Raw genomic sequence first — 24,894 nt, forward strand, 5'->3', positions numbered from 1 at the left:
TCTATCAGATCCTTTCGGCGTCTGATCCCCGGTCAGCGGGGTTCGTCTTCCCGGCCGTTGGGCCGTTCCGACGAGTGAGACTTTAGCGGATTCCCGGCTCCCGAGCTAATCGGGTGGCCGCCGTCCTTTCGAACGCGGATTCCTCATTTCGCAAATACGCACGCCAAAACAGCCGACGCGGACAGCGTCGATTGAGTGGGTGGTGCTTGCGGAATGGCTGTCCGGGGACCGACCGGGGTCGGCGCTCACGTCGGACAACTCGGAGAACAGTACGTATCGGCGGAGGGTGTGTCAACTCGCCGCCGCGAGGCACACCGGGGGCGTACTGTGGAGGGCGTGATGACGCGTACGTGCACCCAGCTCTGGTGGGCCGCCTGACGGCGGCCGTACTCACGTATGCACTCAACGGCCGCCGCTTCGGCGGCCGTTCTCGTATCTCCCTCCGGGACCCGGGGGCCGGCCGCGGGGGCGGCGGTCCCGACCAGAAGGTGGAGTGGAGATGACTCGGGTCTTCAGCGGGATTCAGCCGACCGGGCACCTGACCCTGGGCAACTACCTGGGGGCCATGCGGCGCTGGGCCGAGGTGGACCAGCACCGGGCGGACTCGCTGTTCTGTGTGGTGGACCTGCACGCGCTGACCATGGAGCACGATCCGGCGCGCGTACGCAGGCTCAGCCGGCAGACGGCGACCCTGTTGCTGGCGGCCGGGCTCGACCCCGAGGTGTGCACGGTGTTCCTGCAGAGCCATGTCGACGAGCACACGCGGCTGTCGTACCTGCTGGAGTGCGTGGCGACCGACGGTGAGATGCGGCGGATGATCCAGTACAAGGAGAAGGCGGCGAAGGAACGGGACCGGGGTGGGAGCGTGCGGCTGTCGCTGCTGACGTATCCGGTCCTGATGGCGGCGGACATCCTGGCGTACGGCACGGACGAGGTGCCGGTCGGTGAGGACCAGGCGCAGCACGTGGAGCTGACCCGGGACCTGGCGGTGCGGTTCAACCAGCGCTACGGGCAGGCGTTCGTGGTGCCGAGGGCGACGATTCCGCGGGTGGCGGCGCGGGTGATGAACCTCCAGGACCCGACGCGGAAGATGGGGAAGTCCGACGACTCGGGGGCGGGGGTCGTCTATCTCCTGGACGAGCCCGACGCGGTGCGCAAGAAGGTACTGCGGGCCGTGACGGACAGCGGGCGGGACGTCGTCTACGACCGGGCGGAGCGGCCGGGCCTCGCGAACCTGCTGGACGTCCTCGCCGCGTGCACGGGTGGGAACCCTGAGTCACTGGCGGACGTTTACGACTCGTACGGCTCTTTGAAGAAGGACACCGCGGAGGCGGTGGTGGAGGTGCTGCGGCCGGTGCAGGCCAGGCACCGGGAGCTGTGCGCCGATCCGGCGTATGTGGAGGGGGTGCTGCGGGATGGTGCGGAGAAGGCGCGGGCGCTGGCTCGGCCGACGGTCGATAGGGCCTACCGGGCGATCGGGCTGCTGCCGCCCGTGGCGGAGCCCTCGCTGAGCGCCGCGCGGTAGCCGGACGGCGCTCGGCGGGGTCGGCCTGTTCAGTCCTTCTTGCCGGAGGCGAGTTCGCGGCTGCGGTCGCGGGCGGCTTCGAGGGCGGCGATGAGGGCGGCGCGTACGCCGTGGTTCTCCAGTTCGCGGATGGCGTTGATGGTGGTGCCGGCCGGAGAGGTGACGTTCTCCCGGAGTTTGACGGGGTGTTCGCCGCTGTCGCGGAGCATCACGGCGGCGCCGATCGCGGACTGGACGATGAGGTCGTGGGCCTTGTCGCGCGGGAGACCGAGCAGGATGCCGGCGTCGGTCATGGCTTCGACCAGGTAGAAGAAGTACGCCGGGCCGGAGCCGGAGAGTGCGGTGCAGGCGTCCTGCTGGCTCTCGGGGACGCGGAGGGTCTTGCCGACGCCACCGAAGATCTCCTCGGCGTGTGCGAGGTGCTGTTCGGTGGCGTGGCTGCCGGCGGAGATGACCGACATGGCCTCGTCGACCAGGGCGGGGGTGTTGGTCATGACGCGGACGACGGGGGTGCCGGTGGCCAGGCGTTCCTCGAAGAAGGAGGTGGGGATGCCGGCGGCTCCGCTGATGACCAGGCGGTCGGCGGGGACGTGCGGGGCGAGTTCGTCCAGGAGGGTGCCCATGTCCTGCGGCTTGACCGTGAGGATCAGGGTGTCGGCGGTCTTGGCGGCCTCGGTGTTGGTGACCGGGGTGACTCCGTAACGGGTGCGGAGTTCTTCGGCGCGTTCGGGGCGGCGGGCGGTGACCAGGAGGTCGGCGGGGGCCCAGCCGGCCCGGATCATTCCGCTGAGCAGGGCTTCGCCGATCTTGCCGGTGCCGAGGACTGCGACTTTCTGGCTCATGCGGTTCAGTCTGGCACCGGGGTGGGGGGCGCGGGCGGGTTGTCCGCTGAACGGAACGCCGGCGGTCGGGGCCCTCGGTCACGCCGTGCGCCGTCGGAGCGTCGCCGCGCCCACGCCCAGCACGAGCAGCGCGCAGCCGGCCACGATCAGGACGTCGCGGACGAAGGTCGCCGTCATGTCGGTGTGGCGGAGGACCTGGTTCATGCCGTCGACGGCGTACGACATCGGCAGGACGTCGGAGACGGTCTCCAGGACGGGGTGCATGTCGGAGCGGGGGGTGAACAGGCCGCAGAGGAGGAGCTGGGGAAAGATCACCGCGGGCATGAACTGGACCGCCTGGAATTCCGAGGCCGCGAAGGCCGAGACGAAGAGACCTAGGGCCGTGCCGAGCAGGGCGTCGAGGAGGGCGACGAGGAGGAGCAGCCAGGGGGAGCCGGTGACGTCGAGGCCGAGGAGCCAGACCGCGAGCCCGGTCGCGAGGGCGGACTGGACGATGGCGAGGGCGCCGAAGGCGAGGGCGTAGCCGGCGATGAGGTCGGCCTTGCCGAGGGGCAGGGCGAGGAGGCGTTCGAGGGTGCCGGAGGTGCGTTCGCGCAGGGTGGCGATGGAGGTGACCAGGAACATCGTGATCAGCGGGAAGATGCCGAGCAGTGAGGCGCCGATGTCGTCGAAGGTGCGCGGGCTGGCGTCGAAGACGTAGCGCAGCAGGATCAGCATCAGGCAGGGGATCAGGACCAGCAGCGCGATGGTGCGCGGGTCGTGGCGCAGCTGGCGCAGGACCCGGGCCGCGGTGGCGGTGGTGCGGGAGGCGCTGAGGGCGCTGGGGCCCGTGGTGGGAGCCGCCGGGGTCGTCGTACGCGCGGTGGTCGCGGGGCTGGCGTTCATCGGGTGCTCTCTCTCGTGCGGCCTGCGGCTTCGTCGACCAGGCTCAGGAAGGCGGCCTCGACGGTGTCGGCGCCGGTGCGGCTGCGCAGGGCGCCCGGGGTGTCCTCGGCGAGGAGCTCGCCCTCGCGCATGAGGATCAGGCGGTGGCAGCGCTCGGCCTCGTCCATGACGTGGGAGGAGACGAGGAGGGTGGTGCCGCGGGTGGCGGCGAGGTCGTGGAAGAGCTGCCACAGGTCCCTGCGCAGGACGGGGTCGAGGCCGACGGTCGGTTCGTCGAGGACGAGGAGTTCGGGGGTGCCGAGGAGGGCGACGGCGAGCGAGACGCGGCCCCGCTGGCCGCCGGAGAGGTTGCCGGCCAGGGCGTCGGCGTGGCTGGTGAGGTCGACGTCGGCGATGGCCTGGGTGACGTGCTGGTGGCGGCGGTCGGCGGCGGCGCGGCCGGGGTCGAGGATCGCGGCGAAGTAGTCGAGGTTCTGCCGGACGGTGAGGTCGTCGTAGACGGAGGGGGCCTGGGTGACGTAGCCGATGCGGCTGCGGAGGGTGGGGTGGCCTGCCGGCCGGCCGAGGACGTCGAGGGTGCCGGTGACCTTGGCCTGGGTGCCGACGATCGCGCGCATGAGGGTGGATTTGCCGCAGCCGGAGGGGCCGAGCAGGCCGGTGATCCGACCGCGGGGGACGGTGAAGCGGAGGTGGTGCAGGACCGTGCGGGGGCCACGGGTGACGGTGAGGTCGTCGGCGTGGACGGCGGGGGCGGGGGCAGCGGTGTCCGGCGGGTCCGGCTCGTAATTCATCACATGATGAATAATTGGGCTGGAGGGGTCGGGGCGTCAAGGGGCGAGGACGAGAAGGGGGAGGCGGTGGCAGCCGGTGAAGGGGGCCGGGGGTGGGGTCAGGGCTTGCGGGCGACCAGGAGGAGGACGTCGTAGGTCTCCTCGACGGTGCCGTCCGGGAAGACCTTCAGGAGGTGGGCGCGCTCCTCTTCGAGGAAGGCGGTCGTGCGCTCCTCGGACGTGATGAGGAAGGCGGAGTGGCTGCCGATGTTGGCGAGGTGGGTGTCGACCGGCACACGGCGGCTCCAGCGGACCGTACGGCGGGCGAAGTCCAGGCGTCCGCTGGGGTCGGCCAGCTCGACGCGGTCACTGGCCTTGCGCGCCTCGGCGGCGACGTCGACGCCCAGGAAACGGCCGACACGGCGGGCGGCGTCGGCGATCCACTCGACGTCCAGCGCCTCGGTGTTCCACCACAGTGCCAGCGCACCGCCGGGGCGCAGCACGCGCAGCGCCTCCGGCACCGAGTGGGCCGGGTCGGTCCAGTGCCAGGCCTGGGCGTAGGTGATGAGGTCGGCGTGGGCGTCGGCGACGGGCAGGGCGTTGCCGTTGCCCCGGACGAGCGGGACGTGCGGGAGCGCGCGGCGGAACTCGGCGGCCATGCCCGCGCCGGGTTCCACGGCGAGGACGTCGGCGCCCCGGGCGTGCAGGAGGGCGCTGGCGATGCCGGTGCCCGCGCCGACGTCCACCGTCCTGGCGCCCGGCAGGGGGCGGCCGGCCAGTTCCTCGACGGCGTCGAGGAGGGCGGGCGGGTAGGAGGGGCGGTTCGCGGCGTACTGGGCGGCGGCGGAGTTGAAGGACGCGGCGCGGGCGGCGTGGGAGGCGCCCGGGTCGGCGGGCGACGGCTCGGTGACGGTCATGGGGTCCTGTCTACGGCATCGCGCGTGCCTGCCGTACCCGGTTCTCCGTCCCGCGGTCGCGGTTCCGCCGTCGACGTCGCGCCTGTGTTCGTTTCGACGGTGCCGTCCTACCGGCGGCGCTTCTTCCTCGACGGGTTGCCGGTGCGGCGGGTGGTGCGGCGGGCGTGGGCCTCGCGGGCCTGCTCGTACTCCTCGCGGTGCAGCTTCTCGCCCGGCGCCTCGGTGAGGGAGCGGAAGAAGTAGGCGAGGAGGGTGCCGACGAAGCCGATGGCGAGCAGACCGCGCAGGGAGGCCTGGCGCTGCGGGTCGTGGCGCTTGCCGAAGCCCTCCCAGGTGTTGCGGAAGGCGAGCGCGCTGCAGATCGCGAACATGGCGACGACCAGTACGGTCACGAAGGAGCCGGACTCGGCGATCCGGATGCCCTCGTAGGCGAGGCGCAGCACCAGACAGGCGACGGTGGCGGCGGCGAGGGAACCGACGGCGACGCCGGCGCGGCGGGCCGCGTAGCCGTTGTCGTGGTCGACCCACGAGGTGCCGAAGAACCGCAGGGGCTCCGGGCGGGGACCGCCACCCTGCGGCGGGGCGCCGTCGCCCTCGGCCGCGCGGCCGGGGGAGCCCGCCGAGGTGTCCGGGGTGCCGGTTTCGTCGCTCACAACACGATTATGGCGCCGACCGTGGACGGGCTTCCGGGCGGGGTCCGGGCGGAATGGGGTGCGGGGTTCGTGCGGGGCGGCCGGGTGCGGTGCCCGCCGGGCGGCGGTTTCGCGTCGGCGGCCTCCGTCCCGCCCGGGCACGGCCCGGACGGGACGGAGGGCTCACGGCGCCCGGTGGTACGGGTGGGGATCAGCCGCAGCGGGGGGCGATGTAGCCGTCGCTGCCCGTGTGGACGTAGGCGTCCGAGACGTACTCGCCGCTGTCGATGAGGTCCCAGATGTTCGTCGTGCCGTAGGTGCCCGTCACCGTGGTGCCGGGTGTCTGGCAGTAGATCGGCACCCGGACGTCCTCCGGCAGGACGCGGACCAGGTTGTACTGGGTGCCCGGGCCGCTGCGGACGTTGAGCCTGACGCCGGGCGCCACGGCGTAGGTGCGGACGGCTGCCGCCGCCTCCGTCACCACGCTCCCGGTGTCACCGGCTGCGTTCTCGATGGCCTCGGCCTCTTGTGCACGGTCGACCGACATGAATGGTCCTCCCCCGTCGTCTTCCTGAACTCGGCGCGAAACGCTGGTGCGCGACTCGCACGCAGACGCTAGCAAGCCGCCTCTGTCCCGTACGAGTCATCGACTAGGCTCCGTGCGTCGCGCGCGCGGACGAAGAGCACGGGGGTGGTCCATGGCGCCACAGCGCAACACCGGAGCGGGCGCGGAAGCGGAACTTCCCGAGTACGCCGGGCACTACCGGCTGGAGTCCTGCCTGGGCTCCGGCGGCATGGGGGTCGTACACCTCGCCCGGAGCACCTCGGGGATGCGGCTCGCGGTGAAGGTCGTACACGCGGAATTCGCGCGGGATCCCGAGTTCAGGGGCCGTTTCCGGCAGGAGGTCGCCGCCGCGCGCAGGGTCAGCGGGGCCTTCACGGCACCCGTCGTGGACGCCGATCCCGAGGCCGGACGTCCCTGGATGGCCACCCTGTTCATCCCCGGGCCGACCCTCTCCGAGCAGGTGAAGCGGAAGGGCCCCATGTCCAGGGAGCAGTTGCGCCGGCTGATGGCGGGGCTCGCCGAGGCGCTGCGGGACATCCACCGGGTCGGGGTCGTGCACCGGGATCTCAAGCCCAGCAACGTGCTGCTCGCCGAGGACGGGCCGAAGGTCATCGACTTCGGCATCTCCCGGCCGAAGGACAGCGAACTGCGCACCGAGACCGGCAAGTTGATCGGTACTCCGCCGTTCATGGCCCCCGAGCAGTTCCGGCGGCCCCGGGAAGTCGGCCCGGCCGCCGACATCTTCGCGCTCGGTTCGGTCATGGTGCACGCGGCCACGGGGCGCGGGCCGTTCGACTCCGACAGCCCGTACGTCGTCGCCTACCAGGTGGTCCACGACGAACCCGACCTGACCGGCGTACCGGAAGGGCTCGCACCGCTGGTGCGCCGGTGTCTGGCCAAGGAACCCGAGGACCGGCCCACGCCGGACGAACTGATGCGGGAACTGCGCTCGGTGGCGGCCTCGTACGACACCCAGGCGTTCATACCGGCACAGCGGACGGGTGAGGCGCAGCGGGCCGGCGAGGAACAACGGGCCGGCGAGGAGCGGATCCCCGCGGAAGCCGGAGCGGAGGCAGGGGCGGCACAGGCAGGGGGAACTCCTGCCGGGGCCGATCGTTCCGGGGATGCCGGCCGTTCCGGGGACGCCGGCCGTTCCGGGGATGCCGGCCGTTTTGAGGGTGCCGGCCGGCGTGCGGGCCGGCGCCCGGGGCGCCGGCGGGTGGTGGCGCTCACGGCCGGGAGCCTGGGGCTGGCGCTGCTCGGTGCCCTCGTCGCGGTGTGGGTGTCCGGCGGAAACGATCAGGCAGCCGAGGGAGCGGGCGCACCGACCCTGACGGCCGCTTCCGGCAGCACGTGGACGGCCCGGCCGGCGGTCGGCGGCGAGGGCATGCCGCACTGCGCGTACGCGGGCGGGAAGGTGTTCTGCGCGCGGCCGGGTGTCGTCTTCGCGCTCTCCGCGAGCGACGGCGGGCTGTTGTGGCGGCGCTCGGTCGACACCCGGTCCACGAGCGGACCCCCGGCCCTCTCCGGCGGGCTGGTCCAGCCGTACACGGACGGCGGCTCACGGCTCGCGGGACTGGATCCGGCAACGGGCAGGCAGGTGTGGCAGCGGCGGCTGCCGGCCGGGACGACCGTGCGGTACGCCGGTGACACGGCCCTGCTCACCGGCGCCGACGGCACGGTCACCGGCGTGGACGGCGCGGACGGCGCCACGCGCTGGCGCAGCGCGGTGCCCGGTCGGGGCATGCCGGTCCTCGACGCGTTCCCCGGCGCCCCGACGGTCTTCGCGACGCGTACGTCCGCCGACGGGACGCGCACACAGGTGACCGCCGTGGACCCGGGCACCGGCCGGGTGCGGTGGGACACACGGCTCGGTGGCTGGCTCAAGCCGTTCGCGGCGCAGGGCGGTTCGGTGTTCTTCCTGGCCGTGGACAGCGCGTACGGCGCCAAGGAGATCGTCCGCTACACCCCCGGCACGGGCGCGACCCGGCGTGTCCCGCTGCCCGCCGTCCTCGACGGCGCGCACGCGACGGTGCGCGGGAACGTGGTGTACGTACTCGCCACCGGTGGCTCCCTGGACGCCGTGGACCTGGGTCCCAGGCGGCCGGGCAGGCTGTTGTGGCACCTGGAGACGTCGGTGAGCCGTGGTTCGGCGCCCGTCGTGCGGGGCGGGCGGGTGTACCTCACCGCGAGCGACGGCCGGCTGCTCGCCGTCGACGCCGGGAACGGCAGGCTCGTCGGGCAGACGCCGGCGCGGCTGGGCGCGAACTCGGCCGAGGTCATGAGCACCCCGCCCGCGCCGGTGCCGGTCGGCGCCCGCGTCCTCGCCGCCGCGCCCGACGGCAGGGTCTTCACCGTGGACGGCGGGAGACCGTCGGCCTGGTGACCCCGGCCGCGCGGGGAGCCCGGACGGCACGGGGACGGCGAACGCCCAGGTGATCCGGTGAAGGGCTCCCGCGTGGAACGGCGAAGGGCCGCCCCCGGTCGGGAGCGGCCCTTCTGTCCTGGCTCAGCCCAGGCGGGACACGTCGCGCACCGCGCCCTTGTCCGCGCTCGTCGCCATCGCCGCGTAGGCGCGGAGGGCGGCGGAGACCTTGCGTTCGCGGTTCTTCGGGGCGTAGACGCCGTTCAGGGCCTGCTCGCGGCGGGCCAGCTCGGCCTCGTCGACCAGCAGCTCGATCGTGCGGCCCGGGATGTCGATGCGGATGCGGTCGCCGTCCTGGACCAGCGCGATGGTGCCGCCGGAGGCCGCCTCGGGCGAGGCGTGGCCGATGGAGAGGCCGGAGGTGCCGCCGGAGAAGCGGCCGTCGGTGATCAGTGCGCAGGACTTCCCGAGACCACGGCCCTTCAGGTACGAGGTCGGGTACAGCATCTCCTGCATGCCGGGGCCGCCCTTGGGGCCCTCGTAGCGGATGACGACGACGTCGCCGTCCTTGACCTCCTGGGTCAGGATGCGCTGGACGGCCTCCTCCTGCGACTCGCAGACGACGGCCGGGCCCTCGAAGGTCCAGATCGACTCGTCCACGCCGGCCGTCTTGACCACGCAGCCGTCGACGGCGAGGTTGCCCCGCAGGACCGCGAGGCCGCCGTCCTTGGAGTAGGCGTGCTCGACGGAGCGGATGCAGCCGTTCTCGGCGTCGTCGTCCAGGGCCTCCCACCGCTCGGACTGGGAGAACGCCTCGGCCGAGCGGACGCAGCCGGGTGCCGCGTGCCACAGCTCCACGGCCTCCGCGGACGGGGAGCCGCCGCGGACGTCCCAGGTCTTCAGCCAGTCGGCGAGGGACGGGCTGTGGACGGCGTGGACGTCCTCGTTGAGCAGGCCGGCGCGGTGCAGCTCGCCGAGGAGGGCGGGGATGCCGCCGGCGCGGTGCACGTCCTCCATGTAGTACGTGCGGTTCTTGGCGACGTTGGGGGCGACCTTGGCCAGGCAGGGCACGCGGCGCGAGACGGCGTCGATCTGGTCGAGGCCGAACGGGACGCCCGCCTCCTGCGCGGCGGCCAGCAGGTGCAGGATCGTGTTGGTCGAGCCGCCCATCGCGATGTCCAGGGCCATGGCGTTCTCGAAGGCCTGGAAGGTGGCGATGTTGCGGGGCAGGACGGTGTCGTCGTCCTGCTCGTAGTAGCGGCGGGTGAGGTCCATGACCGTGCGGGCCGCGTTCTCGTACAGGGCGCGGCGCGCGGTGTGGGTGGCGAGGACCGAGCCGTTGCCGGGCAGGGACAGGCCGATGGCCTCGGTCAGGCAGTTCATCGAGTTGGCGGTGAACATGCCGGAACAGCTGCCGCAGGTCGGGCAGGCGTTCTCCTCGATGCGGAGGATGTCCTCGTCGGAGATCTTGTCGTTGACAGCGTCGGAGATCGCGTCGACCAGGTCGAGGGTGCGGACCGTGCCGTCCACGAGGGTGGCGCGGCCGGACTCCATGGGACCGCCGGAGACGAACACCGTCGGGATGTTCAGGCGCAGGGCCGCCATCAGCATGCCCGGGGTGATCTTGTCGCAGTTGGAGATGCAGACCAGGGCGTCGGCGCAGTGCGCCTCGACCATGTACTCGACCGAGTCCGCGATCAGGTCGCGGGAGGGCAGGGAGTACAGCATGCCGCCGTGGCCCATGGCGATGCCGTCGTCGACGGCGATCGTGTTGAACTCACGCGGGATGCCGCCCGCCTCCCTGATCGCCTCGCTGACGATCCGGCCGACGGGCTGGAGGTGGGTGTGGCCCGGCACGAACTCGGTGAAGGAGTTCGCGACGGCGATGATCGGCTTCCGGCCGATGTCCGCACCGGGTACACCGGAGGCGCGCATAAGGGCGCGGGCGCCCGCCATGTTGCGGCCGTGGGTGACTGTGCGGGACCTCAGCTCGGGCATCGTCGCTCGCTCCTTCAGACGGGTGTGGCTGCTGTCGAGCGTACGCCGCTCATCCAGTGGGCGGGACACGGTGTCCGTATCGCGGGACGCGCGTTTCACGGAGCCGTCAGGTGTCCCTGTACGACGGGGGCGACCCGGGCGATGATCTGCTCCAGGTCGGCCGAGGCCAGCGGCTCCACCTTGATCACGTACCGGAGCATGGCGCAGCCGACCAGCTGGGCGGCCGCCAGCTCGGCGCGCAGCTCGGCGTCCGGCAGCTCCAGCTGGGCCGCGATGCGGCGCAGCAGCTGGGCGGCGACCAGGCGGCGGAAGACGGCGGCGGCCGTGTCGTTGTTGACGGCCGAGCGCACGATCGCGAGCAGCGGGGTGCGGGTGGTGGGGTTCTCCCAGATGCCGAGGACGAACCGGGTCAGCCGCTCGCCGACGGCGTCGGGGGAGCCTTCGGCGACCGCCTCCGGCGCGTTCAGCGCGGGCGCGAAGGCGACCTCGATGGCGGCCTCGAAGACCTGTTCCTTGGTGCCGAAGTAGTGGTGGACGAGGGCGGAGTCCACGCCGGCGGCTTTGGCGATGCCGCGCACGGACGTCTTCTCGTAGCCGCGCGCGGAGAACTCCTCGCGGGCGGCGGCGAGGATGCGGTCACGGGTGCCCGCGGACTCGGTGCGGGGAGGCCGGCCCCGGCGCCGGGCGGGCGGTTCGGGGTCGTGCGCCGGCGGGGAGGCGGTCACCGGCGGGTCACCCGTACGGCCGCCGCGGCCAGGTGCTTGCGGGTGTACTCCAGGGCCTCGGCGAGGTCGGCCTCGCGCTCGGCGCCTGACATCGCCCGCCGGGTGTTGACCTCGATGACGACGTGGCCGTCGAAGCCGGTGTGCACCAGGCGCTCCAGCAGTTCGGCGCAGGGCTGGGTGCCCCGGCCGGGCACCAGGTGCTCGTCCTTGGCGGAGCCCCGGCCGTCGGCGAGGTGGACGTGTCCGAGCCGGTCCCCCATGCGGTCGATCATGCCCAGGGCGTCGGTGCGGGCCGTCGCCGTGTGGCTGAGGTCGATCGTGAAGTGCCGGTAGTCGTCGTTGGTGACGTCCCAGTCGGGGGCGTAGGCGAGCATCTCGCGGTCGCGGTAGCGCCAGGGGTACATGTTCTCGACGGCGAACCGCACGTCCGTCTCGTTCGCCATCCGCCAGATCCCGTCGACGAACTCCCGGGCGTACTGCCGCTGCCAGCGGAAGGGCGGGTGGACGACGACGGTGGAGGCGTCCAGCTTCTCCGCCGCCGCCCGGGCCCGCTGGAGCTTGACCCAGGGGTCGGTGGACCAGACGCGCTGGGTGATCAGCAGACAGGGGGCGTGGACGGCCAGGATCGGGATGCCGTGGTAGTCCGACAGACGACGCAGGGCCTCGATGTCCTGGCTGACCGGGTCGGTCCACACCATGACCTCGACACCGTCGTAACCGAGGCGCGCGGCGATCTCGAAGGCCGTCGCCGTCGACTCGGGGTAGACGGAGGCGGTCGAGAGCGCGATGCGCACGTCTGCGTCCCTTGGTTCAGCCACGTCCGTCACCATACGGCGTCGGGTGGTACCGGTGTTGGGTGCCTATTCGCCGTTGTGAGGTTTGCCATTTGGGCCGGTGCGGGTCGTTTGCGGCGTGCCGCGCCGTTCCCCGCACCCCTGTGGGGCGCTAGGCGGAACCCATGTGATCGAGGCGCCGGAGGATGACGCCCTCGCGCAGGGCCCACGGACAGATCTCCAGGCTCTCCACGCCGAAGAGGTCCATCGCGCCCTCGGCCACCAGGGCGCCGGCGAGGAGCTGGCCGGCCCTGCCGTCCGAGACTCCGGGGAGTTCGGCGCGCTGCTCCACCGTCATGCCGGCCAGGCGCGGGACCCATGCCTCCAGTGACTCGCGCTTGAGTTCGCGCTGGACGTAGAGGCCCTCGGCGCTGCGGGCGGCGCCGGCGATGCGGGCGAGCTGCCTGAAGGTCTTGGAGGTGGCGACCACGTGGTCGGGGGCGCCGAAGCGGCTGAACTCGCCGACCGTGCGGGCGATCTCCGTGCGGACGTGGCGGCGCAGGGCGCGGACGTCCTCGGGGGCGGGCGGATCGCCGGGCAGCCAGCCGACGGTGAGGCGGCCTGCGCCGAGCGGGAGGGAGACGGCCGCGTCCGGTTCCTCGTCCATCCCGAAGGCGATCTCCAGGGAGCCGCCGCCGATGTCCAGGACCAGCAGCTTCCCCGCGGACCAGCCGAACCAGCGGCGGACGGCGAGGAAGGTGAGCCGGGCCTCCTCGGCCCCGCTGAGGACCTGGAGCCGTACACCGGTCTCGTCGGCCACGCGCGCGAGGACGTCGTCGGCGTTGGTGGCCTCGCGGACGGCGGAGGTCGCGAACGGCAGCAGGTCCTCGACGCCCTTGTCCTCGGCGGCCTGGAGCGCGTCCCGGACGACGGCGATCAGCCGGTCGATGCCTGCGTCGCCGATGGCACCGCTGTCGTCGAGGAGCTGGGCGAGCCGGAGTTCGACCTTGTGCGAATGCGCGGGCAACGGGCACGCGCCGGGGTGCGCGTCCACCACCAGCAGGTGCACCGTGTTCGAACCCACGTCCAGGACACCGAGTCTCATGTACGGAACGCTACTGCCAGAACGTCCGTCCTCGGTCCCCGATGCGGCACCCGGCCACTTACCCTGGACGGGTGCCAAAGACGAAAAAGGCGAAGGCCGACAAGGCGGACAAAGGTCGCAAGACTGCCAAAACCACCGCGGAGGCGCTGATGGGCGACGAGAAGGGGCTCGACTTCGCCCGGGCCTGGGTGGAGTTTCCTGACCCGGCGGACGACGAGCAGGTCTTCCGCTGTGATCTGACATGGCTGACCTCTCGCTGGAACTGCATCTTCGGCAGTGGCTGCCAGGGCATTCAGGCGGGCCGCGCGGACGACGGGTGCTGCTCGCTGGGGGCGCACTTCTCCGACGAGGACGACGAGAAGCGGGTCGCCGGGCACGTGGCGCGGCTCACGCCGGAGCTCTGGCAGCACCATGACGAGGGCACGCGGGGCGGGTGGGTCTCCGAGGACGAGGAGGGTTCCCGGCAGACGCGGCCGTTCCAGGGGTCGTGCATCTTCCAGAACCGTCCGGGTTTCCCGGGAGGGGCCGGCTGCTCGCTGCACATCCTGGCGCTGAAGGAGGGCCGGGAGCCGCTGGAGACCAAGCCGGACGTGTGCTGGCAGTTGCCGATCCGGCGGACGTACGACTGGATCGACCGGCCGGACGACACGCGGGTGCTCCAGGTGTCCATCGGGGAGTACGACCGCCGGGGCTGGGGACCGGGCGGGCACGACCTGCACTGGTGGTGCACCTCGGCGACGTCGGCGCACGGCGCGGGCGAGCCGGTGTACGTGTCCTACCGGGCCGAGCTGACGGAGCTGATGGGCAAGGCGGCGTACGACCGTCTGGTCGAGCTGTGCGAAGCGCGGCTGGCGTCGCGGTTGCCCCTGGTGGCGCCCCACCCGGCCGACCCGGGAGCCTCGTGACGGCCTTCTGCGCCGGCTCACCCGGCTCGCCCGGCTGACGGATTCCGCCCTGCCGGTCACCGCCCAGGGTCCTTCGTCCGGATCAGGCCGGATCAGGCCGGATCAGCCCAAATCGGGCAGCAGTGCCAGGGCCCCCGAGCCCGGCACCAGCCGAACGAGAGGCCCTAACTGTCCGCCGGGGTCGGGGTCTCGGTGTCGGTCGGCGTGGGAGTCGGCGTCGGGGGGTCGGAAGGGGACGAGGTCGTCGGGGTCGGCGTCGGGTCCGTGGGCGGTGGCGACTGTGTGGCCGGGGGCTCGGTGGGCGGTGTGCTCGGCGGGGACGACGGGGGTGTCGGTGAGGCGTGGGGCGGGGTCGGGCGGCTCGGTGCCGTGCCATAGCCGTCGATCGAGACGACCGCGCCGGCCGGTGCCACCGCCACCTGCGCGTGCCAGTGGCCGGACGGCTCGCGCAGGTGGTCGACGTACACCTTGACCGTCAACGTCCGACCGGGCTCCAGGGTTCCGGAGGACTGGCTGAAGTAGAGCCAGCCGGCCGACGTGGACACCGACCAGCGGACCTCGGACGCGCCGGACGCCGTGAGGGTGATGAGGGTCGTGTCGCCGTCGTTGGCGGCGCTCACCTCCAGCTGCCCCGCGCCCTTGGCGCCCGTGCCGCCGACGCTGACGACCTCCACCGAGACGTCCGCCTTGCCGTTCCTGCCCATGCGGACGCCCGGCTTGACGCTGGCGTTGCCCGCGTTCTCGTAGCCGCCGGACGTGTCGCCGCCCAGCGCCTCGGGGCCCTGCGCCTCGCGCGCGGTCGCCGAGCGCCCGTCGTCCTCCCCGGCCGGCCCGCTCCGGTAGGCGGCCCAGAGGGCGAGGACCGGCGCGGCGACCACGGTGGCCACGACCGTCGTCGTGACCGCCCGCGCGCGGATGCGGTCGCGGCGGGCCGCGCGGTCCTTGGGGTCCATCGGGAAGCCGCGCCGGTCGAAGCGGGGCACGGCCGCACCTCGCGCGCGCGGGTGGCGTGCCAGAGCCGCGCGCGGGGCTTGAAGGACGGGCAGCTCGGCGGGGGTGACCGTGGCGCCGGGCCAGTGGCCGGGGACCGCGCGCTCGGCGGTGCGGCGGCAGCGCGGACAGTCGTCGACGTGCCGGACCAGCTCGCGGCGCACCGCCGCGCTCAGGACCAGCCGGTTGTCGCCGGTGAGGTGGGCCACGCTGGGACAGCCGCCCGTCTCGACCACGGCGAGGGCCGCGCGCGTGCGCTCGACCTCGCAGGCGGCGGACGCGAGCAGTTCCCGCGCGGCGGCGGGCTCCATGCCGAGGACGGCGGCGACCTCGTGGGTGGCGAGGTGGTGACGGACGGCGAGTTCCAGGGCCTCGCGCTGCTCGGGCGTGGTGCCGGCGGCCTCCGGCCAGGCCAGCAACGCCAGTTCACGCCGCCGCAGCTCCTGGACCTCCAGGGGGAGGGCGGCCGACGCGGGGGCTTCTTCGGCGGGGGGCTTGTCAGCGGGGGGCTCCTTACCGGCGGACCCGGGAGTCCGGGCTCTCCCGTCGGCGCCTGAGGGCCACTGGACGGCGGGGCGGGGTCCGGCGGACGCGGGAGATGCCGTGGGTCCGGGAGATCCAGGGGACCCAGGAGATCGGGGTGACTCGGGGGACCCGTGCGCCCCCGGCAGCGGCCCCGACGATCCGGATGACCCTCCTGTCCCCGCGAGCCCGGCCGGCCCCGCAGCCCTGCCCGGCCCGGCGGCCTCCTGAGCCCCGGGCGGCCCGCCTGTCCCCTTTCCGGCGCCGCCCGGCCCGCCACGCCCCGCCGCGTGCGTGGCCTGACGTTTCTGCTTGGCCTCGGCGAGCTTGCGGAGGCAGGCCCAGCGGGCGAGGGCGTACAGCCAGGCCCTGCGGTCGCCGGGCGCACCGGGGGCCCGGTGGCCGCGCCGTTCGGCCAGGGCGAGGACGTCGCCGAGGGCGGCGGTGGCCGTGTCGTGGTCGCACAGGACGGACAGGCAGTAGGTGAACAGGCCGTCCAGGTACGGCTCGTAACGCGCCGGCGTGCGCTGGGCGACGGTGCGCGCGGCGGCGCGGTCGCGCGCCTCCTTCTCCTCACGGTTCTCGCGCGCCTCGCGTCGTGCGTCACGGGCCTCACGTGCCCCGCGATGCGCCCGGTGCGCGCCTGTCGTGCGGGTGGTCGTCTCCGGACTGCTCCTCATCACCCGTGCGACCGTAGGCGGCTGCGGAGTGCCCCTTCTGGAACCTTGAGCACTTTTAATCCGTACGGGTGAAACGATCCCTCATAAGGGGACAGGAACCCTTTGTTCCGCGACTGGATTCCGGTGGGCGGTGGCCGAGAACGGTTCACCCACACGTGCTCCCCGCTCCCGCGCACCCGACCGCAGGCCCCGTTGTCAGTGCTGCGGGCTACGGTTCTCCGCATGGCTGCCCGTACCAAGACGACCAAGGACCGCCCGTCCTACCGCTGCACCGAGTGCGGCTGGCAGACGGCCAAGTGGCTCGGCCGCTGCCCGGAGTGCCAGGCCTGGGGCACGGTCGAGGAGTACGGCGCGCCCGCGGTCCGCACCACGGCCCCGGGCCGGGTGACCAGCTCCGCGCTGCCCATCGGCCAGGTCGACGGCCGGCAGGCCACCGCCCGTTCGACGGGTGTGCCGGAGCTGGACCGCGTGCTCGGCGGCGGCCTGGTGCCCGGCGCGGTCGTCCTGCTCGCGGGCGAGCCCGGCGTCGGCAAGTCCACCCTGCTGCTGGACGTGGCCGCCAAGGCGGCCGACGCCGAGCACCGCACCCTCTATGTGACCGGCGAGGAGTCGGCGAGCCAGGTGCGGCTGCGCGCCGACCGCATCGGCGCGCTCCACGACCACCTCTATCTGGCCGCCGAGACCGACCTGTCCGCCGTCCTCGGCCACCTGGACGAGGTCAAGCCGTCCCTGCTGATCCTCGACTCGGTGCAGACGGTGGCCTCCCCGGAGATCGAGGGCGCGCCCGGCGGCATGGCCCAGGTCCGCGAGGTGGCGGGCGCGCTGATCCGGGCGTCCAAGGAGCGGGGCATGTCCACGCTGCTCGTGGGCCACGTCACGAAGGACGGCGCCATCGCCGGGCCCCGCCTGCTGGAGCACCTGGTGGACGTCGTCCTGCACTTCGAGGGCGACCGGCACGCGCGCCTGCGCCTGGTGCGGGGCGTGAAGAACCGGTACGGGGCGACGGACGAGGTGGGCTGCTTCGAGCTGCACGACGAGGGCATCACGGGTCTCGCCGACCCCAGCGGCCTGTTCCTGACCCGCCGGGCCGAGCCGGTCCCGGGCACCTGCCTGACCGTCACCCTGGAGGGCCGCCGTCCGCTGGTGGCCGAGGTGCAGGCGCTGACCGTCGACTCCCAGATCCCCTCCCCGCGGCGTACGACGTCCGGGCTGGAGACCTCACGGGTGTCGATGATGCTGGCCGTCCTGGAGCAGCGCGGCCGGATCAGCGCGCTCGGCAAGCGGGACATCTACTCGGCCACGGTCGGCGGCGTGAAGCTGTCGGAGCCCGCCGCCGACCTCGCCATCGCGCTCGCCCTCGCCTCGGCCGCCAGCGACACCCCCCTGCCGAAGAATTTGGTGGCGATCGGCGAGGTCGGGCTCGCGGGCGAGGTCAGACGGGTCACGGGCGTGCAGCGCAGGCTCGCCGAGGCGCACCGGCTGGGCTTCACGCACGCGCTCGTACCGGCCGATCCGGGGAAGGTGCCGCCCGGCATGAAGGTCCTGGAAGTCGCCGACATGGGTGACGCGCTCCGGGTCCTGCCGCGCTCCCGTCGCCGAGAGGCCCCACGGGAGGCGGAGGAGCGCCGGTAGACTTTGCCCAGGTCTCGCCCGTCCGTACGAACCGAGTGCGGGTGCGGGGGCGCGTCAGAACCTGCGACCGGAGGAGTGCAGTGGCAGCCAACGACCGGGCAGCAGCTCCCGGCAAGTCCGGTGGGAGTGCCGGTTCCGATGGCCTGATGCGCGCCTCGCTGAGTGCCGTGGCACCCGGTACGGCCTTGCGTGACGGCCTGGAGCGCGTCCTGCGCGGCAACACCGGCGGGCTCATCGTCCTCGGCTCGGACAAGACGGTCGAGGCGATGTGCACGGGCGGCTTCGTGCTGGACGTCGAGTTCACCGCGACCCGGCTGCGGGAGCTGTGCAAGCTGGACGGCGGCATCGTGCTGTCGTCGGACCTGTCGAAGATCCTCCGGGCGGGCGTGCAGTTCGTGCCGGACGCGACGATCCCGACGGAGGAGACGGGCACGCGGCACCGCACGGCGGACCGCGTCAGCAAGCAGGTCGGTTTCCCGGTGGTCTCGGTCTCCCAGTCGATGCGGCTGATCGCCCTCTACGTGGACGGTCAGCGGCGCGTCCTGGAGGACTCGGCGGCGATCCTGTCCCGCGCGAACCAGGCGCTGGCGACCCTGGAGCGGTACAAGCTCCGGCTGGACGAGGTCGCGGGCACGCTGTCCGCGCTGGAGATCGAGGACCTGGTCACGGTCCGGGACGTGTCGGCGGTCGCGCAGCGGCTGGAGATGGTCCGCCGTATCGCCACCGAGATCGCCGAGTACGTCGTCGAGCTGGGCACGGACGGCCGTCTTCTCTCCCTCCAGTTGGAGGAGTTGATCGCCGGTGTCGAACCCGACCGTTCGCTGGTCGTCCGCGACTACGTGCCCGAGCCCACGGCCAAGCGGTCCCGCACGGTCGACGAGGCGCTGGCCGAGCTGGACGCGCTGACCCACTCCGAGCTGCTCGAACTCGGCACGGTGGCGCGGGCGCTGGGCTACACGGGGTCCCCCGAGACGCTCGACTCGGCGGTGTCCCCGCGCGGGTTCCGGCTGCTGGCCAAGGTGCCGCGGCTGCCCGGCGCCATCATCGACCGGCTGGTGGAGCATTTCGGGGGCCTGCAGAAGCTGCTCGCCGCGAGCGTCGACGACCTGCAGACCGTGGACGGGGTCGGCGAGGCCCGCGCGCGGAGCGTGCGGGAGGGGCTGTCGCGTCTGGCGGAGTCGTCGATCCTCGAGCGCTACGTCTGAGGTCCGGCCGGCGCCCGGGAGCTCGGGACCGCAGGGCGTACGGCGACTGCGCGACCGGCCACGACGGGCGTGGACGACGACTCGCCCGCGCCGCCTCCGTCCTCAGTCCGCCGACAGCACGAACGACGCCTGGGTCTTGCCGAAGCCCGGGGTCTTGGCCTCCAGCAGGTACGTGCCCGGCTTGGCCGAACCCGCGGAGGGCGTCGCGCAGTGGGCCTCGCTCGGTTTGCGGTCCCACTTCACGGTGTAGGTGATGCTGTGGCCGGCGGGCACCCGGAACACCAGGCTGCCCGCGCCCCCGGGGCAGTCGGCCGACGACCAGAACGCGTCGTCGCCGTCCGCGGGCGTGACCGTCAACACCGCTTTCTTCGGGCCGAGGTCCACCTTGCAGTCGGCCGACGAGCCGTTCTTCGCGGTGAGTTCGAACGTCGGCGTCTGGTCCGGCGAGTAGGAGTTGCGCACGCTGCGCAGGCTCAACGACACCGCTGCGGACGTGCAGTCGGGCAGCGTGGAGGACGCCGGGAGCGCGTCGCCCGCACCGACGCCGCCGCCGGACGCCGTACCGGAACCCGAGCCGCCCCCGGAGCCCGAGGAGCCACCGGAGCCCGAGGAGCCACCGGCCGGACCGCCGTCCCCTCCGGATGCGGAACCCGAGCCCGAACCGGAGCCGGAACCGGAACCGGAGCCGGAAGAGTTCGCGCCGCCCGACTCGTCGCGCCCGCCCGGGTGTTGGCTGATGGCGGGGCCGGACGAGCTCGGTCCGGGTGTGATGGTGTGCGTGGGATTCTTGCCGTTGGACCCGTCGGCGTTCTTCTTGCCGCCTCCGCCGCCGGCGGTGACGATCAATGTGATCACCAGCGCCAACAGGGCGACCACGGACAGCAGTACGGCCCTCCGACGCCAGTAGATGGAGGAGGGAAGCGGCCCGACCGGATTGCGCAGAGATCCCACGGCGCAAACTGTACGAGAGATCGCCGCGCTTGCTCGCGCCACCCGCCGCGCCGACGTGAACTTTTCCGGATCATCATCCCGGTAACTGCCGCGAACGGCACGGCCCTTCCCGTTCCGCCACGCTCGGTGAGCGTGCGGTCACCCATCGGGCCCGCCAACCCGTGGCAGGATCGGAAGGGCCATGACTGAGAAGCTGCACGCCCCCGTGATCGCCTGGTTCGACATCCACGCCCGCGACCTCCCCTGGCGCCGCCCGGAGGCGGGCCCGTGGGGCGTGATGGTCAGCGAGTTCATGCTCCAGCAGACCCCGGTCAACCGGGTGCTGCCCGTCTACGAGGAGTGGCTGGCCCGCTGGCCGCGCCCCGCCGACCTGGCGAAGGAGGCACCCGGCGAGGCGGTGCGCGCCTGGGGCAGGCTCGGCTATCCGCGCCGGGCGCTGCGCCTGCACGGTGCCGCGGTCGCCATAACGGAGCGGCACGGCGGTGACGTACCGACGGATCACGCGCAACTGCTCGCGCTGCCCGGCATCGGTGAGTACACGGCCGCCGCGGTGGCCTCGTTCGCGTACGGGCAGCGGCACGCGGTGCTGGACACCAATGTGCGCCGGGTGCTCGCACGGGCGGTGACCGGGGTGCAGTACCCGCCGAACGCGACCACGGCCGCCGAGCGGCGCCTGGCGCGGGAGCTGCTGCCGCAGGACGAGCGGACCGCCGCGCGGTGGGCCGCCGCCTCCATGGAGCTGGGCGCGCTGGTGTGCACGGCGAAGAACGAGGGGTGCGCGCGGTGCCCGATCGCCGCGCAGTGCGCCTGGCGGCTCGCGGGCAAGCCGGAGCACGCGGGTCCGCCGCGCCGCGGACAGACGTACGCCGGCACGGACCGGCAGGTACGGGGCAAGCTGCTGGCCGTGCTGCGGGAGGCGCACGCGCCGGTGCCGCAGGCGGTGCTGGACCGGGTGTGGCACGAGCCGGTGCAGCGGGCGCGCGCGCTCGACGGACTGGTCGCGGACGGTCTGGTGGAGCCCCTTCCGGGTGGCCTCTACCGGCTGCCGCTCGGCTGACGCGCTGCCAGGCCGCAACCGTCACCCACGGCCGGGCCACAGCCGCTGCCCACGGCCGGTTCACAGCCGTTACCCACGGCCAAGTCACAGCCGTTACCCACGGCCAAGTCACCGGCGTCCGGCCTCCGTTGCGAAGAACCCGATGGGACAAATCACCCCATAGCGATACAAATCCCTTGCCGGCATTACCCAGTTCCTCCGTCCGTTACACAACCGACGGATAGCCGATTGCCAGCCGCAGGCTGGTCCGCACAGCTCCGTGACAACGACTCCGTAGCTTCTTCTGCGTGCCCGGCGGACCACCGGGCGCGGGGAGAGCGGGACTTCGGGCAAGGGCCGGAAGCACAACGGGGAACGGAGGCGGTCGATCATGGCGCAGGGCGAGGTGCTCGAATTCGAGGAGTACGTCCGCAGCCGGCAGGACGCGCTGCTGCGCAGCGCCCGTCGGCTGGTCCCGGACCCGGTCGACGCCCAGGACCTGCTGCAGACGGCGCTGGTGCGGACGTACGGCCGCTGGGAGGGCATCGCCGACAAGCGCCTGGCCGACGCCTATCTGCGCCGTGTCATGATCAACACGCGGACCGAGTGGTGGCGGGCGCGCAAGCTGGAGGAGGTGCCGACCGAGCAGCTGCCGGACGCCTCCGTCGAGGACTCCACCGAGCAGCACGCCGACCGGGCCCTGCTGATGGACGTCATGAAGGTGCTCGCTCCGAAGCAGCGCAGTGTCGTGGTGCTGCGACACTGGGAGCAGATGTCCACTGAGGAGACGGCCGCTGCCCTCGGCATGTCGGCCGGTACGGTCAAGAGCACGCTGCACCGGGCGCTCGCCCGGCTCCGTGAGGAGCTGGAGGCCCGCGATCTGGACGCACGCGCTCTGGAGCGTGAGGAGCGGGAGCGTTGCGCGGCCTGACCGGGGCCGGGCCCGACCGGGCCCGAGGCAGTACACAGGCGGTGATCGCGGTGGGGGCCGCGCTCGCCGCCCCCGCCCTTTTCCTCGCCGCGTGCGGCAGCGGGGGCACGGGCGCACGGGACGAGGGCCCGGCACACGCCTCGGCGATGGCGGGGGCCGTCGCCTCTCCCTCCCCCAGCCCGTCCGAGAACTACCGGCGGGTCGACCCGGTGGCGCTCGTCAAGAGCGATCCCGAGGTGTCGCCGGCGGTCAAGCGCGAGCTGAAACCGTGCAACGGCGATGAGTACCCGGTCGACGTCTCCTACGGCAATCTGACCGGGGCCCCGGTGGACGACGTCGTCATCAACGTGCTGACCTGCGCCGACGCCGTGGGCATCGGCTCGTACGTGTACCGGGACGCCGGCGGCTCGTTCCGGAGCGTCTTCAAGAGCGAGGAGTCCCCGGTCTACGCGGAGATCGACCAGGGCGTCCTGTCGGTGACCAGGCAGTACTACGAGAAGGGCGACCCGATCTCCAGCCCGTCCGGTGAGATCGTGACCCCGTACACCTGGAAGGCCGGACGGTTCGCCCAGGGCAAGCCGACGCGCAACGAGTACAGCAAGTCGGCCGGCGGGGGCCCGACACCCGTACCGGACAGCTGACCGCCCCGCACCCTCGCACACCCGACCGCCGCACCTACCCCACGAAGACTGAGAGCACCGGGATGGCAGACCAGACCCACGTCCTGTTCGTCGAGGACGACGACGTCATCCGCGAGGCCACCCAGCTCGCGCTGGAGCGGGACGGCTTCGCGGTCACCGCGATGCCCGACGGCCTGTCGGGCCTGGAGGCGTTCAGGGCCGACCGCCCCGACATCGCGCTGCTGGACGTCATGGTGCCGGGCCTGGACGGCGTCAGCCTGTGCCGCCGGATCCGCGACGAGTCGACCGTGCCGGTGATCATGCTGTCGGCGCGCGCCGACTCCATCGACGTGGTCCTGGGGCTGGAGGCGGGCGCCGACGACTACGTGACCAAACCCTTCGACGGTGCCGTGCTGGTCGCCCGGATCCGCGCGGTGCTGCGCCGCTTCGGACACGCCGGCGGGTCCGCGCAGACGGAGGAGGCCGTGCCGGCGGACGGCGGCGGCACCCTCGCCTTCGGCGACCTGGAGATCGACACCGACGGCATGGAGGTGCGCCGGGCCGGGCAGCCGGTGGCGCTGACGCCGACCGAGATGCGGCTGCTGCTGGAGTTCTCCGCCGCTCCGGGCACCGTGCTCTCCCGCGACAAGCTGCTGGAGCGGGTGTGGGACTACGGCTGGGGCGGTGACACCCGGGTCGTGGACGTGCATGTACAGCGGCTGCGGCAGAAGATCGGCCAGGACCGGATCGAGACGGTCCGCGGCTTCGGCTACAAGCTGAAGGCCTGAGCGGAGCGGCGGCATGCGGGGGATTCTTCGGCATCCGGTCCGGCGCATGGAGCGCGCGGGCCTGCGCACCGGGCTCCGGTGGAAGGTCAGCGCGGCCATCGCGCTGGTGGCCGGGCTGGTGGCGATCGTCCTGAGCCTGGTCGTGCACAACGCGGCCCGCGTCTCGATGCTGGACAACGCGCGTGAGCTGGCCAACGACCGGGTGCTGATGGCCCAGCGCAACTACGAGCTGAACCGGGGGCCGGTCTTCCCCTACGTCAGGGTCGACGACCCCGGACTGCCGGCCGCGCTGCGCGAGAAGGTCGAGCGGGGCCGCCGGGCCAGCGATGTCTCCGAGCACCACGGAGTGGCGGACATCTGGGCGGCCGTACCCGTGAAGGACGGACATGTGCTGTCCCTGCACAGCCATCTGCCCGACCGCAGCACCGACATGCTGGGAGACCTGGACCAGGCCCTGATCATCGGCTCGGTCGCGGTCGTGCTCGGCGGCAGCGCGCTGGGCGTGCTGATCGGCGCGCAGCTGTCCCGCCGGCTGCGCAAGGCGGCTGCCGCCGCGAACCAGGCCGCGGCCGGCGAGACCGACGTACGGGTGCAGGAGGCCATCGGCGGGGTCGTACGGGACGAGACCGACGAGCTCGCGCGCGCGGTGGACGCCATGGCGGACGCGTTGCGGCAGCGCCTGGAGGCCGAGCGGCGGGTCACCGCCGACATCGCGCACGAGCTGCGCACCCCGGTGACGGGTCTGCTGACGGCGGCCGAGCTGCTGCCACCCGGCCGGCCCACGGAGCTGGTCCTGGATCGGGCCAAGGCCATGCGCACCCTGGTCGAGGACGTCCTGGAGGTGGCCCGGCTGGACGGGGCCTCGGAGCGGGCGGAGTTGCAGGACATCATGCTCGGCGAGTTCGTCGCGCGCCGGGTGGCGGCCAAGGATCCGGACATCGCCGTACGGGTGGTGCACGAGTCGGAGGTCACCACCGACCCGCGGCGGCTGGAGCGGGTGCTGTTCAACCTGCTCGCCAACGCCGCCCGGCACGGCCGGCCGCCGATCGAGGTCACCGTGGAGGGGCGGGTCATCCGGGTCCGCGACCACGGCCCCGGCTTCCCGGACGAACTGCTCGCCGAGGGGCCGAGCCGGTTCCGCACCGGCAGCAAGGACCGCGCCGGGCAGGGCCACGGCCTCGGCCTGACCATCGCGGCGGGCCAGGCGCGGGTGCTGGGCGCCCGGCTGACGTTCCGCAACGTACGGCCCGCGGGAGCGCCCGCCGGTGTTCCCGCGGAGGGTGCGGTGGCCGTCCTGTGGCTGCCTGAGCACGCTCCGACCAACACGGGCAGCTATCCGCTGCTGCCCGCGTCCGGCGGCACGTCGCTGCCGTCCGCGGGCCCCGCTCGCCGCGCGACCCGGGACGCGTGAGGGCGGCTCACGGCCCGCCGGAAAGCCCGATCCGGGTCACCGGGGCTCAGCCCTCACCGGGAAACCCGATCCGGGACCGTCGCCGGGGCTCAGCCCTCACCGGGAGACCCGATCCTGGGAC

22 protein-coding genes are annotated in these 24,894 nt (G+C 73.0%); 10 read left to right on the forward strand and 12 right to left on the reverse strand.

What is annotated here, in order from left to right:
• Window positions 1-499: 499 nt before the first annotated feature.
• Window positions 500-1,525: a tryptophan--tRNA ligase gene (trpS, locus tag LG395_RS03865; protein ID WP_225808464.1), complete on the forward strand. Its 1,026-nt coding sequence runs from the start codon at window positions 500-502 to the stop codon at window positions 1,523-1,525.
• Window positions 1,526-1,554: 29 nt separating this feature from the next.
• Here the strand turns inward: trpS and proC are convergent, their stop codons facing one another.
• From proC to LG395_RS03895, 6 genes are all read right to left on the reverse strand, one after another.
• Window positions 1,555-2,367, reverse strand: a complete 813-nt coding sequence (gene proC / locus LG395_RS03870; RefSeq protein ID WP_171153985.1) for a pyrroline-5-carboxylate reductase — start codon at window positions 2,365-2,367, stop codon at window positions 1,555-1,557.
• A 78-nt stretch (window positions 2,368-2,445) separates the two neighbouring features.
• Window positions 2,446-3,252 carry an ABC transporter permease gene (locus LG395_RS03875; RefSeq protein ID WP_225808465.1) on the reverse strand — a complete coding sequence of 269 codons (807 nt, stop codon included), beginning with the start codon at window positions 3,250-3,252 and terminating at the stop codon, window positions 2,446-2,448.
• Entirely contained in the window at window positions 3,249-4,043 is a 795-nt protein-coding gene (locus LG395_RS03880) for an ABC transporter ATP-binding protein (RefSeq protein ID WP_171153989.1), read from the reverse strand. The genes LG395_RS03875 and LG395_RS03880 overlap by 4 nt, the downstream gene beginning before the upstream one ends.
• Window positions 4,044-4,141: 98 nt before the next feature.
• Window positions 4,142-4,939 (reverse strand): class I SAM-dependent methyltransferase, encoded by a 798-nt coding sequence (locus LG395_RS03885; RefSeq protein WP_171153991.1) that lies wholly within the window; start codon window positions 4,937-4,939, stop codon window positions 4,142-4,144.
• 107 nt (window positions 4,940-5,046) lie between these two features.
• Window positions 5,047-5,592, reverse strand: coding sequence for an EamA/RhaT family transporter (locus tag LG395_RS03890; RefSeq protein WP_225808466.1), 546 nt, complete (start codon window positions 5,590-5,592; stop codon window positions 5,047-5,049).
• A gap of 190 nt (window positions 5,593-5,782) precedes the next feature.
• Window positions 5,783-6,118: an SH3 domain-containing protein gene (locus tag LG395_RS03895; protein WP_171153994.1), complete on the reverse strand. Its 336-nt coding sequence runs from the start codon at window positions 6,116-6,118 to the stop codon at window positions 5,783-5,785.
• Between the two features lie 151 nt (window positions 6,119-6,269).
• Between LG395_RS03895 and LG395_RS03900 the strand changes: the two genes are divergently transcribed.
• Window positions 6,270-8,522: a serine/threonine-protein kinase gene (locus LG395_RS03900; RefSeq protein WP_225808467.1), complete on the forward strand. Its 2,253-nt coding sequence runs from the start codon at window positions 6,270-6,272 to the stop codon at window positions 8,520-8,522.
• Between the two features lie 123 nt (window positions 8,523-8,645).
• Here the strand turns inward: LG395_RS03900 and ilvD are convergent, their stop codons facing one another.
• From ilvD to LG395_RS03920, 4 genes are all read right to left on the reverse strand, one after another.
• On the reverse strand, window positions 8,646-10,499 hold the full coding sequence (ilvD, locus tag LG395_RS03905) for a dihydroxy-acid dehydratase (protein ID WP_225808468.1): 1,854 nt from the start codon (window positions 10,497-10,499) through the stop codon (window positions 8,646-8,648).
• Window positions 10,500-10,594: 95 nt separating this feature from the next.
• On the reverse strand, window positions 10,595-11,224 hold the full coding sequence (locus tag LG395_RS03910) for a TetR/AcrR family transcriptional regulator (RefSeq protein ID WP_171154000.1): 630 nt from the start codon (window positions 11,222-11,224) through the stop codon (window positions 10,595-10,597).
• Window positions 11,221-12,042 (reverse strand): sugar phosphate isomerase/epimerase family protein, encoded by an 822-nt coding sequence (locus tag LG395_RS03915; protein ID WP_171154002.1) that lies wholly within the window; start codon window positions 12,040-12,042, stop codon window positions 11,221-11,223. The genes LG395_RS03910 and LG395_RS03915 overlap by 4 nt, the downstream gene beginning before the upstream one ends.
• Before the next feature lie 127 nt (window positions 12,043-12,169).
• On the reverse strand, window positions 12,170-13,102 hold the full coding sequence (locus LG395_RS03920; protein WP_171154004.1) for a Ppx/GppA family phosphatase: 933 nt from the start codon (window positions 13,100-13,102) through the stop codon (window positions 12,170-12,172).
• Between the two features lie 71 nt (window positions 13,103-13,173).
• On the opposite strand from LG395_RS03920, the gene LG395_RS03925 reads away from it, so the two are divergent.
• Window positions 13,174-14,007, forward strand: a complete 834-nt coding sequence (locus LG395_RS03925; protein ID WP_171154006.1) for a DUF3109 family protein — start codon at window positions 13,174-13,176, stop codon at window positions 14,005-14,007.
• A gap of 164 nt (window positions 14,008-14,171) precedes the next feature.
• Here LG395_RS03925 and LG395_RS03930 read toward each other — a convergent pair whose 3' ends face one another.
• Window positions 14,172-16,199 (reverse strand): BACON domain-containing protein, encoded by a 2,028-nt coding sequence (locus LG395_RS03930; protein WP_225808469.1) that lies wholly within the window; start codon window positions 16,197-16,199, stop codon window positions 14,172-14,174.
• 222 nt (window positions 16,200-16,421) lie between these two features.
• Between LG395_RS03930 and radA the strand changes: the two genes are divergently transcribed.
• Both radA and disA read left to right on the forward strand, forming a co-directional pair.
• Window positions 16,422-17,831 carry a DNA repair protein RadA gene (radA, locus tag LG395_RS03935; protein ID WP_171154010.1) on the forward strand — a complete coding sequence of 470 codons (1,410 nt, stop codon included), beginning with the start codon at window positions 16,422-16,424 and terminating at the stop codon, window positions 17,829-17,831.
• A gap of 80 nt (window positions 17,832-17,911) precedes the next feature.
• Window positions 17,912-19,036, forward strand: a complete 1,125-nt coding sequence (disA, locus tag LG395_RS03940) for a DNA integrity scanning diadenylate cyclase DisA (RefSeq protein WP_171154011.1) — start codon at window positions 17,912-17,914, stop codon at window positions 19,034-19,036.
• 102 nt (window positions 19,037-19,138) lie between these two features.
• Here the strand turns inward: disA and LG395_RS03945 are convergent, their stop codons facing one another.
• Entirely contained in the window at window positions 19,139-19,987 is an 849-nt protein-coding gene (locus tag LG395_RS03945) for a hypothetical protein (RefSeq protein WP_225808470.1), read from the reverse strand.
• 181 nt (window positions 19,988-20,168) lie between these two features.
• Here LG395_RS03945 and LG395_RS03950 point away from each other — a divergent pair, with 181 nt between their 5' ends.
• The 5 genes from LG395_RS03950 (at window position 20,169) to cseC (ending at window position 24,773) form a co-directional block, all read left to right on the forward strand.
• Complete coding sequence (locus LG395_RS03950) at window positions 20,169-21,044, forward strand: HhH-GPD family protein (protein ID WP_171154015.1); 876 nt, start codon at window positions 20,169-20,171, stop codon at window positions 21,042-21,044.
• A gap of 370 nt (window positions 21,045-21,414) precedes the next feature.
• A complete protein-coding gene (locus LG395_RS03955) occupies window positions 21,415-21,954 on the forward strand; it encodes a SigE family RNA polymerase sigma factor (protein ID WP_014674153.1) in 540 nt (179 codons plus the stop codon).
• Window positions 21,942-22,595, forward strand: a complete 654-nt coding sequence (locus LG395_RS03960) for a hypothetical protein (protein ID WP_225808471.1) — start codon at window positions 21,942-21,944, stop codon at window positions 22,593-22,595. The genes LG395_RS03955 and LG395_RS03960 overlap by 13 nt, the downstream gene beginning before the upstream one ends.
• A gap of 62 nt (window positions 22,596-22,657) precedes the next feature.
• A complete protein-coding gene (gene cseB, locus LG395_RS03965; protein ID WP_225808472.1) occupies window positions 22,658-23,362 on the forward strand; it encodes a two-component system response regulator CseB in 705 nt (234 codons plus the stop codon).
• A gap of 13 nt (window positions 23,363-23,375) precedes the next feature.
• Window positions 23,376-24,773 (forward strand): two-component system sensor histidine kinase CseC, encoded by a 1,398-nt coding sequence (gene cseC / locus LG395_RS03970; RefSeq protein ID WP_225808473.1) that lies wholly within the window; start codon window positions 23,376-23,378, stop codon window positions 24,771-24,773.
• Window positions 24,774-24,894 lie beyond the last annotated feature (121 nt).

The organism is Streptomyces spinosus (assembly GCF_020400655.1).
Taxonomy (GTDB): domain Bacteria; phylum Actinomycetota; class Actinomycetes; order Streptomycetales; family Streptomycetaceae; genus Streptomyces; species Streptomyces argyrophylli.

What these genes read in the sequence shown, in the direction of transcription:
- trpS (WP_225808464.1), top strand. Translation starts at nt 500, where the DNA reads ATGACTCGGGTCTTCAGCGGGATTCAGCCGACCGGGCACCTGACCCTG.
- proC (WP_171153985.1), bottom strand. Translation starts at nt 2,367, where the DNA reads ATGAGCCAGAAAGTCGCAGTCCTCGGCACCGGCAAGATCGGCGAAGCC.
- LG395_RS03875 (WP_225808465.1), bottom strand. Translation starts at nt 3,252, where the DNA reads ATGAACGCCAGCCCCGCGACCACCGCGCGTACGACGACCCCGGCGGCT.
- LG395_RS03880 (WP_171153989.1), bottom strand. Translation starts at nt 4,043, where the DNA reads ATGAATTACGAGCCGGACCCGCCGGACACCGCTGCCCCCGCCCCCGCC.
- LG395_RS03885 (WP_171153991.1), bottom strand. Translation starts at nt 4,939, where the DNA reads ATGACCGTCACCGAGCCGTCGCCCGCCGACCCGGGCGCCTCCCACGCC.
- LG395_RS03895 (WP_171153994.1), bottom strand. Translation starts at nt 6,118, where the DNA reads ATGTCGGTCGACCGTGCACAAGAGGCCGAGGCCATCGAGAACGCAGCC.
- LG395_RS03900 (WP_225808467.1), top strand. Translation starts at nt 6,270, where the DNA reads ATGGCGCCACAGCGCAACACCGGAGCGGGCGCGGAAGCGGAACTTCCC.
- ilvD (WP_225808468.1), bottom strand. Translation starts at nt 10,499, where the DNA reads ATGCCCGAGCTGAGGTCCCGCACAGTCACCCACGGCCGCAACATGGCG.
- LG395_RS03920 (WP_171154004.1), bottom strand. Translation starts at nt 13,102, where the DNA reads ATGAGACTCGGTGTCCTGGACGTGGGTTCGAACACGGTGCACCTGCTG.
- LG395_RS03930 (WP_225808469.1), bottom strand. Translation starts at nt 16,199, where the DNA reads ATGAGGAGCAGTCCGGAGACGACCACCCGCACGACAGGCGCGCACCGG.
- radA (WP_171154010.1), top strand. Translation starts at nt 16,422, where the DNA reads ATGGCTGCCCGTACCAAGACGACCAAGGACCGCCCGTCCTACCGCTGC.
- LG395_RS03950 (WP_171154015.1), top strand. Translation starts at nt 20,169, where the DNA reads ATGACTGAGAAGCTGCACGCCCCCGTGATCGCCTGGTTCGACATCCAC.
- LG395_RS03955 (WP_014674153.1), top strand. Translation starts at nt 21,415, where the DNA reads ATGGCGCAGGGCGAGGTGCTCGAATTCGAGGAGTACGTCCGCAGCCGG.
- cseB (WP_225808472.1), top strand. Translation starts at nt 22,658, where the DNA reads ATGGCAGACCAGACCCACGTCCTGTTCGTCGAGGACGACGACGTCATC.
- cseC (WP_225808473.1), top strand. Translation starts at nt 23,376, where the DNA reads ATGCGGGGGATTCTTCGGCATCCGGTCCGGCGCATGGAGCGCGCGGGC.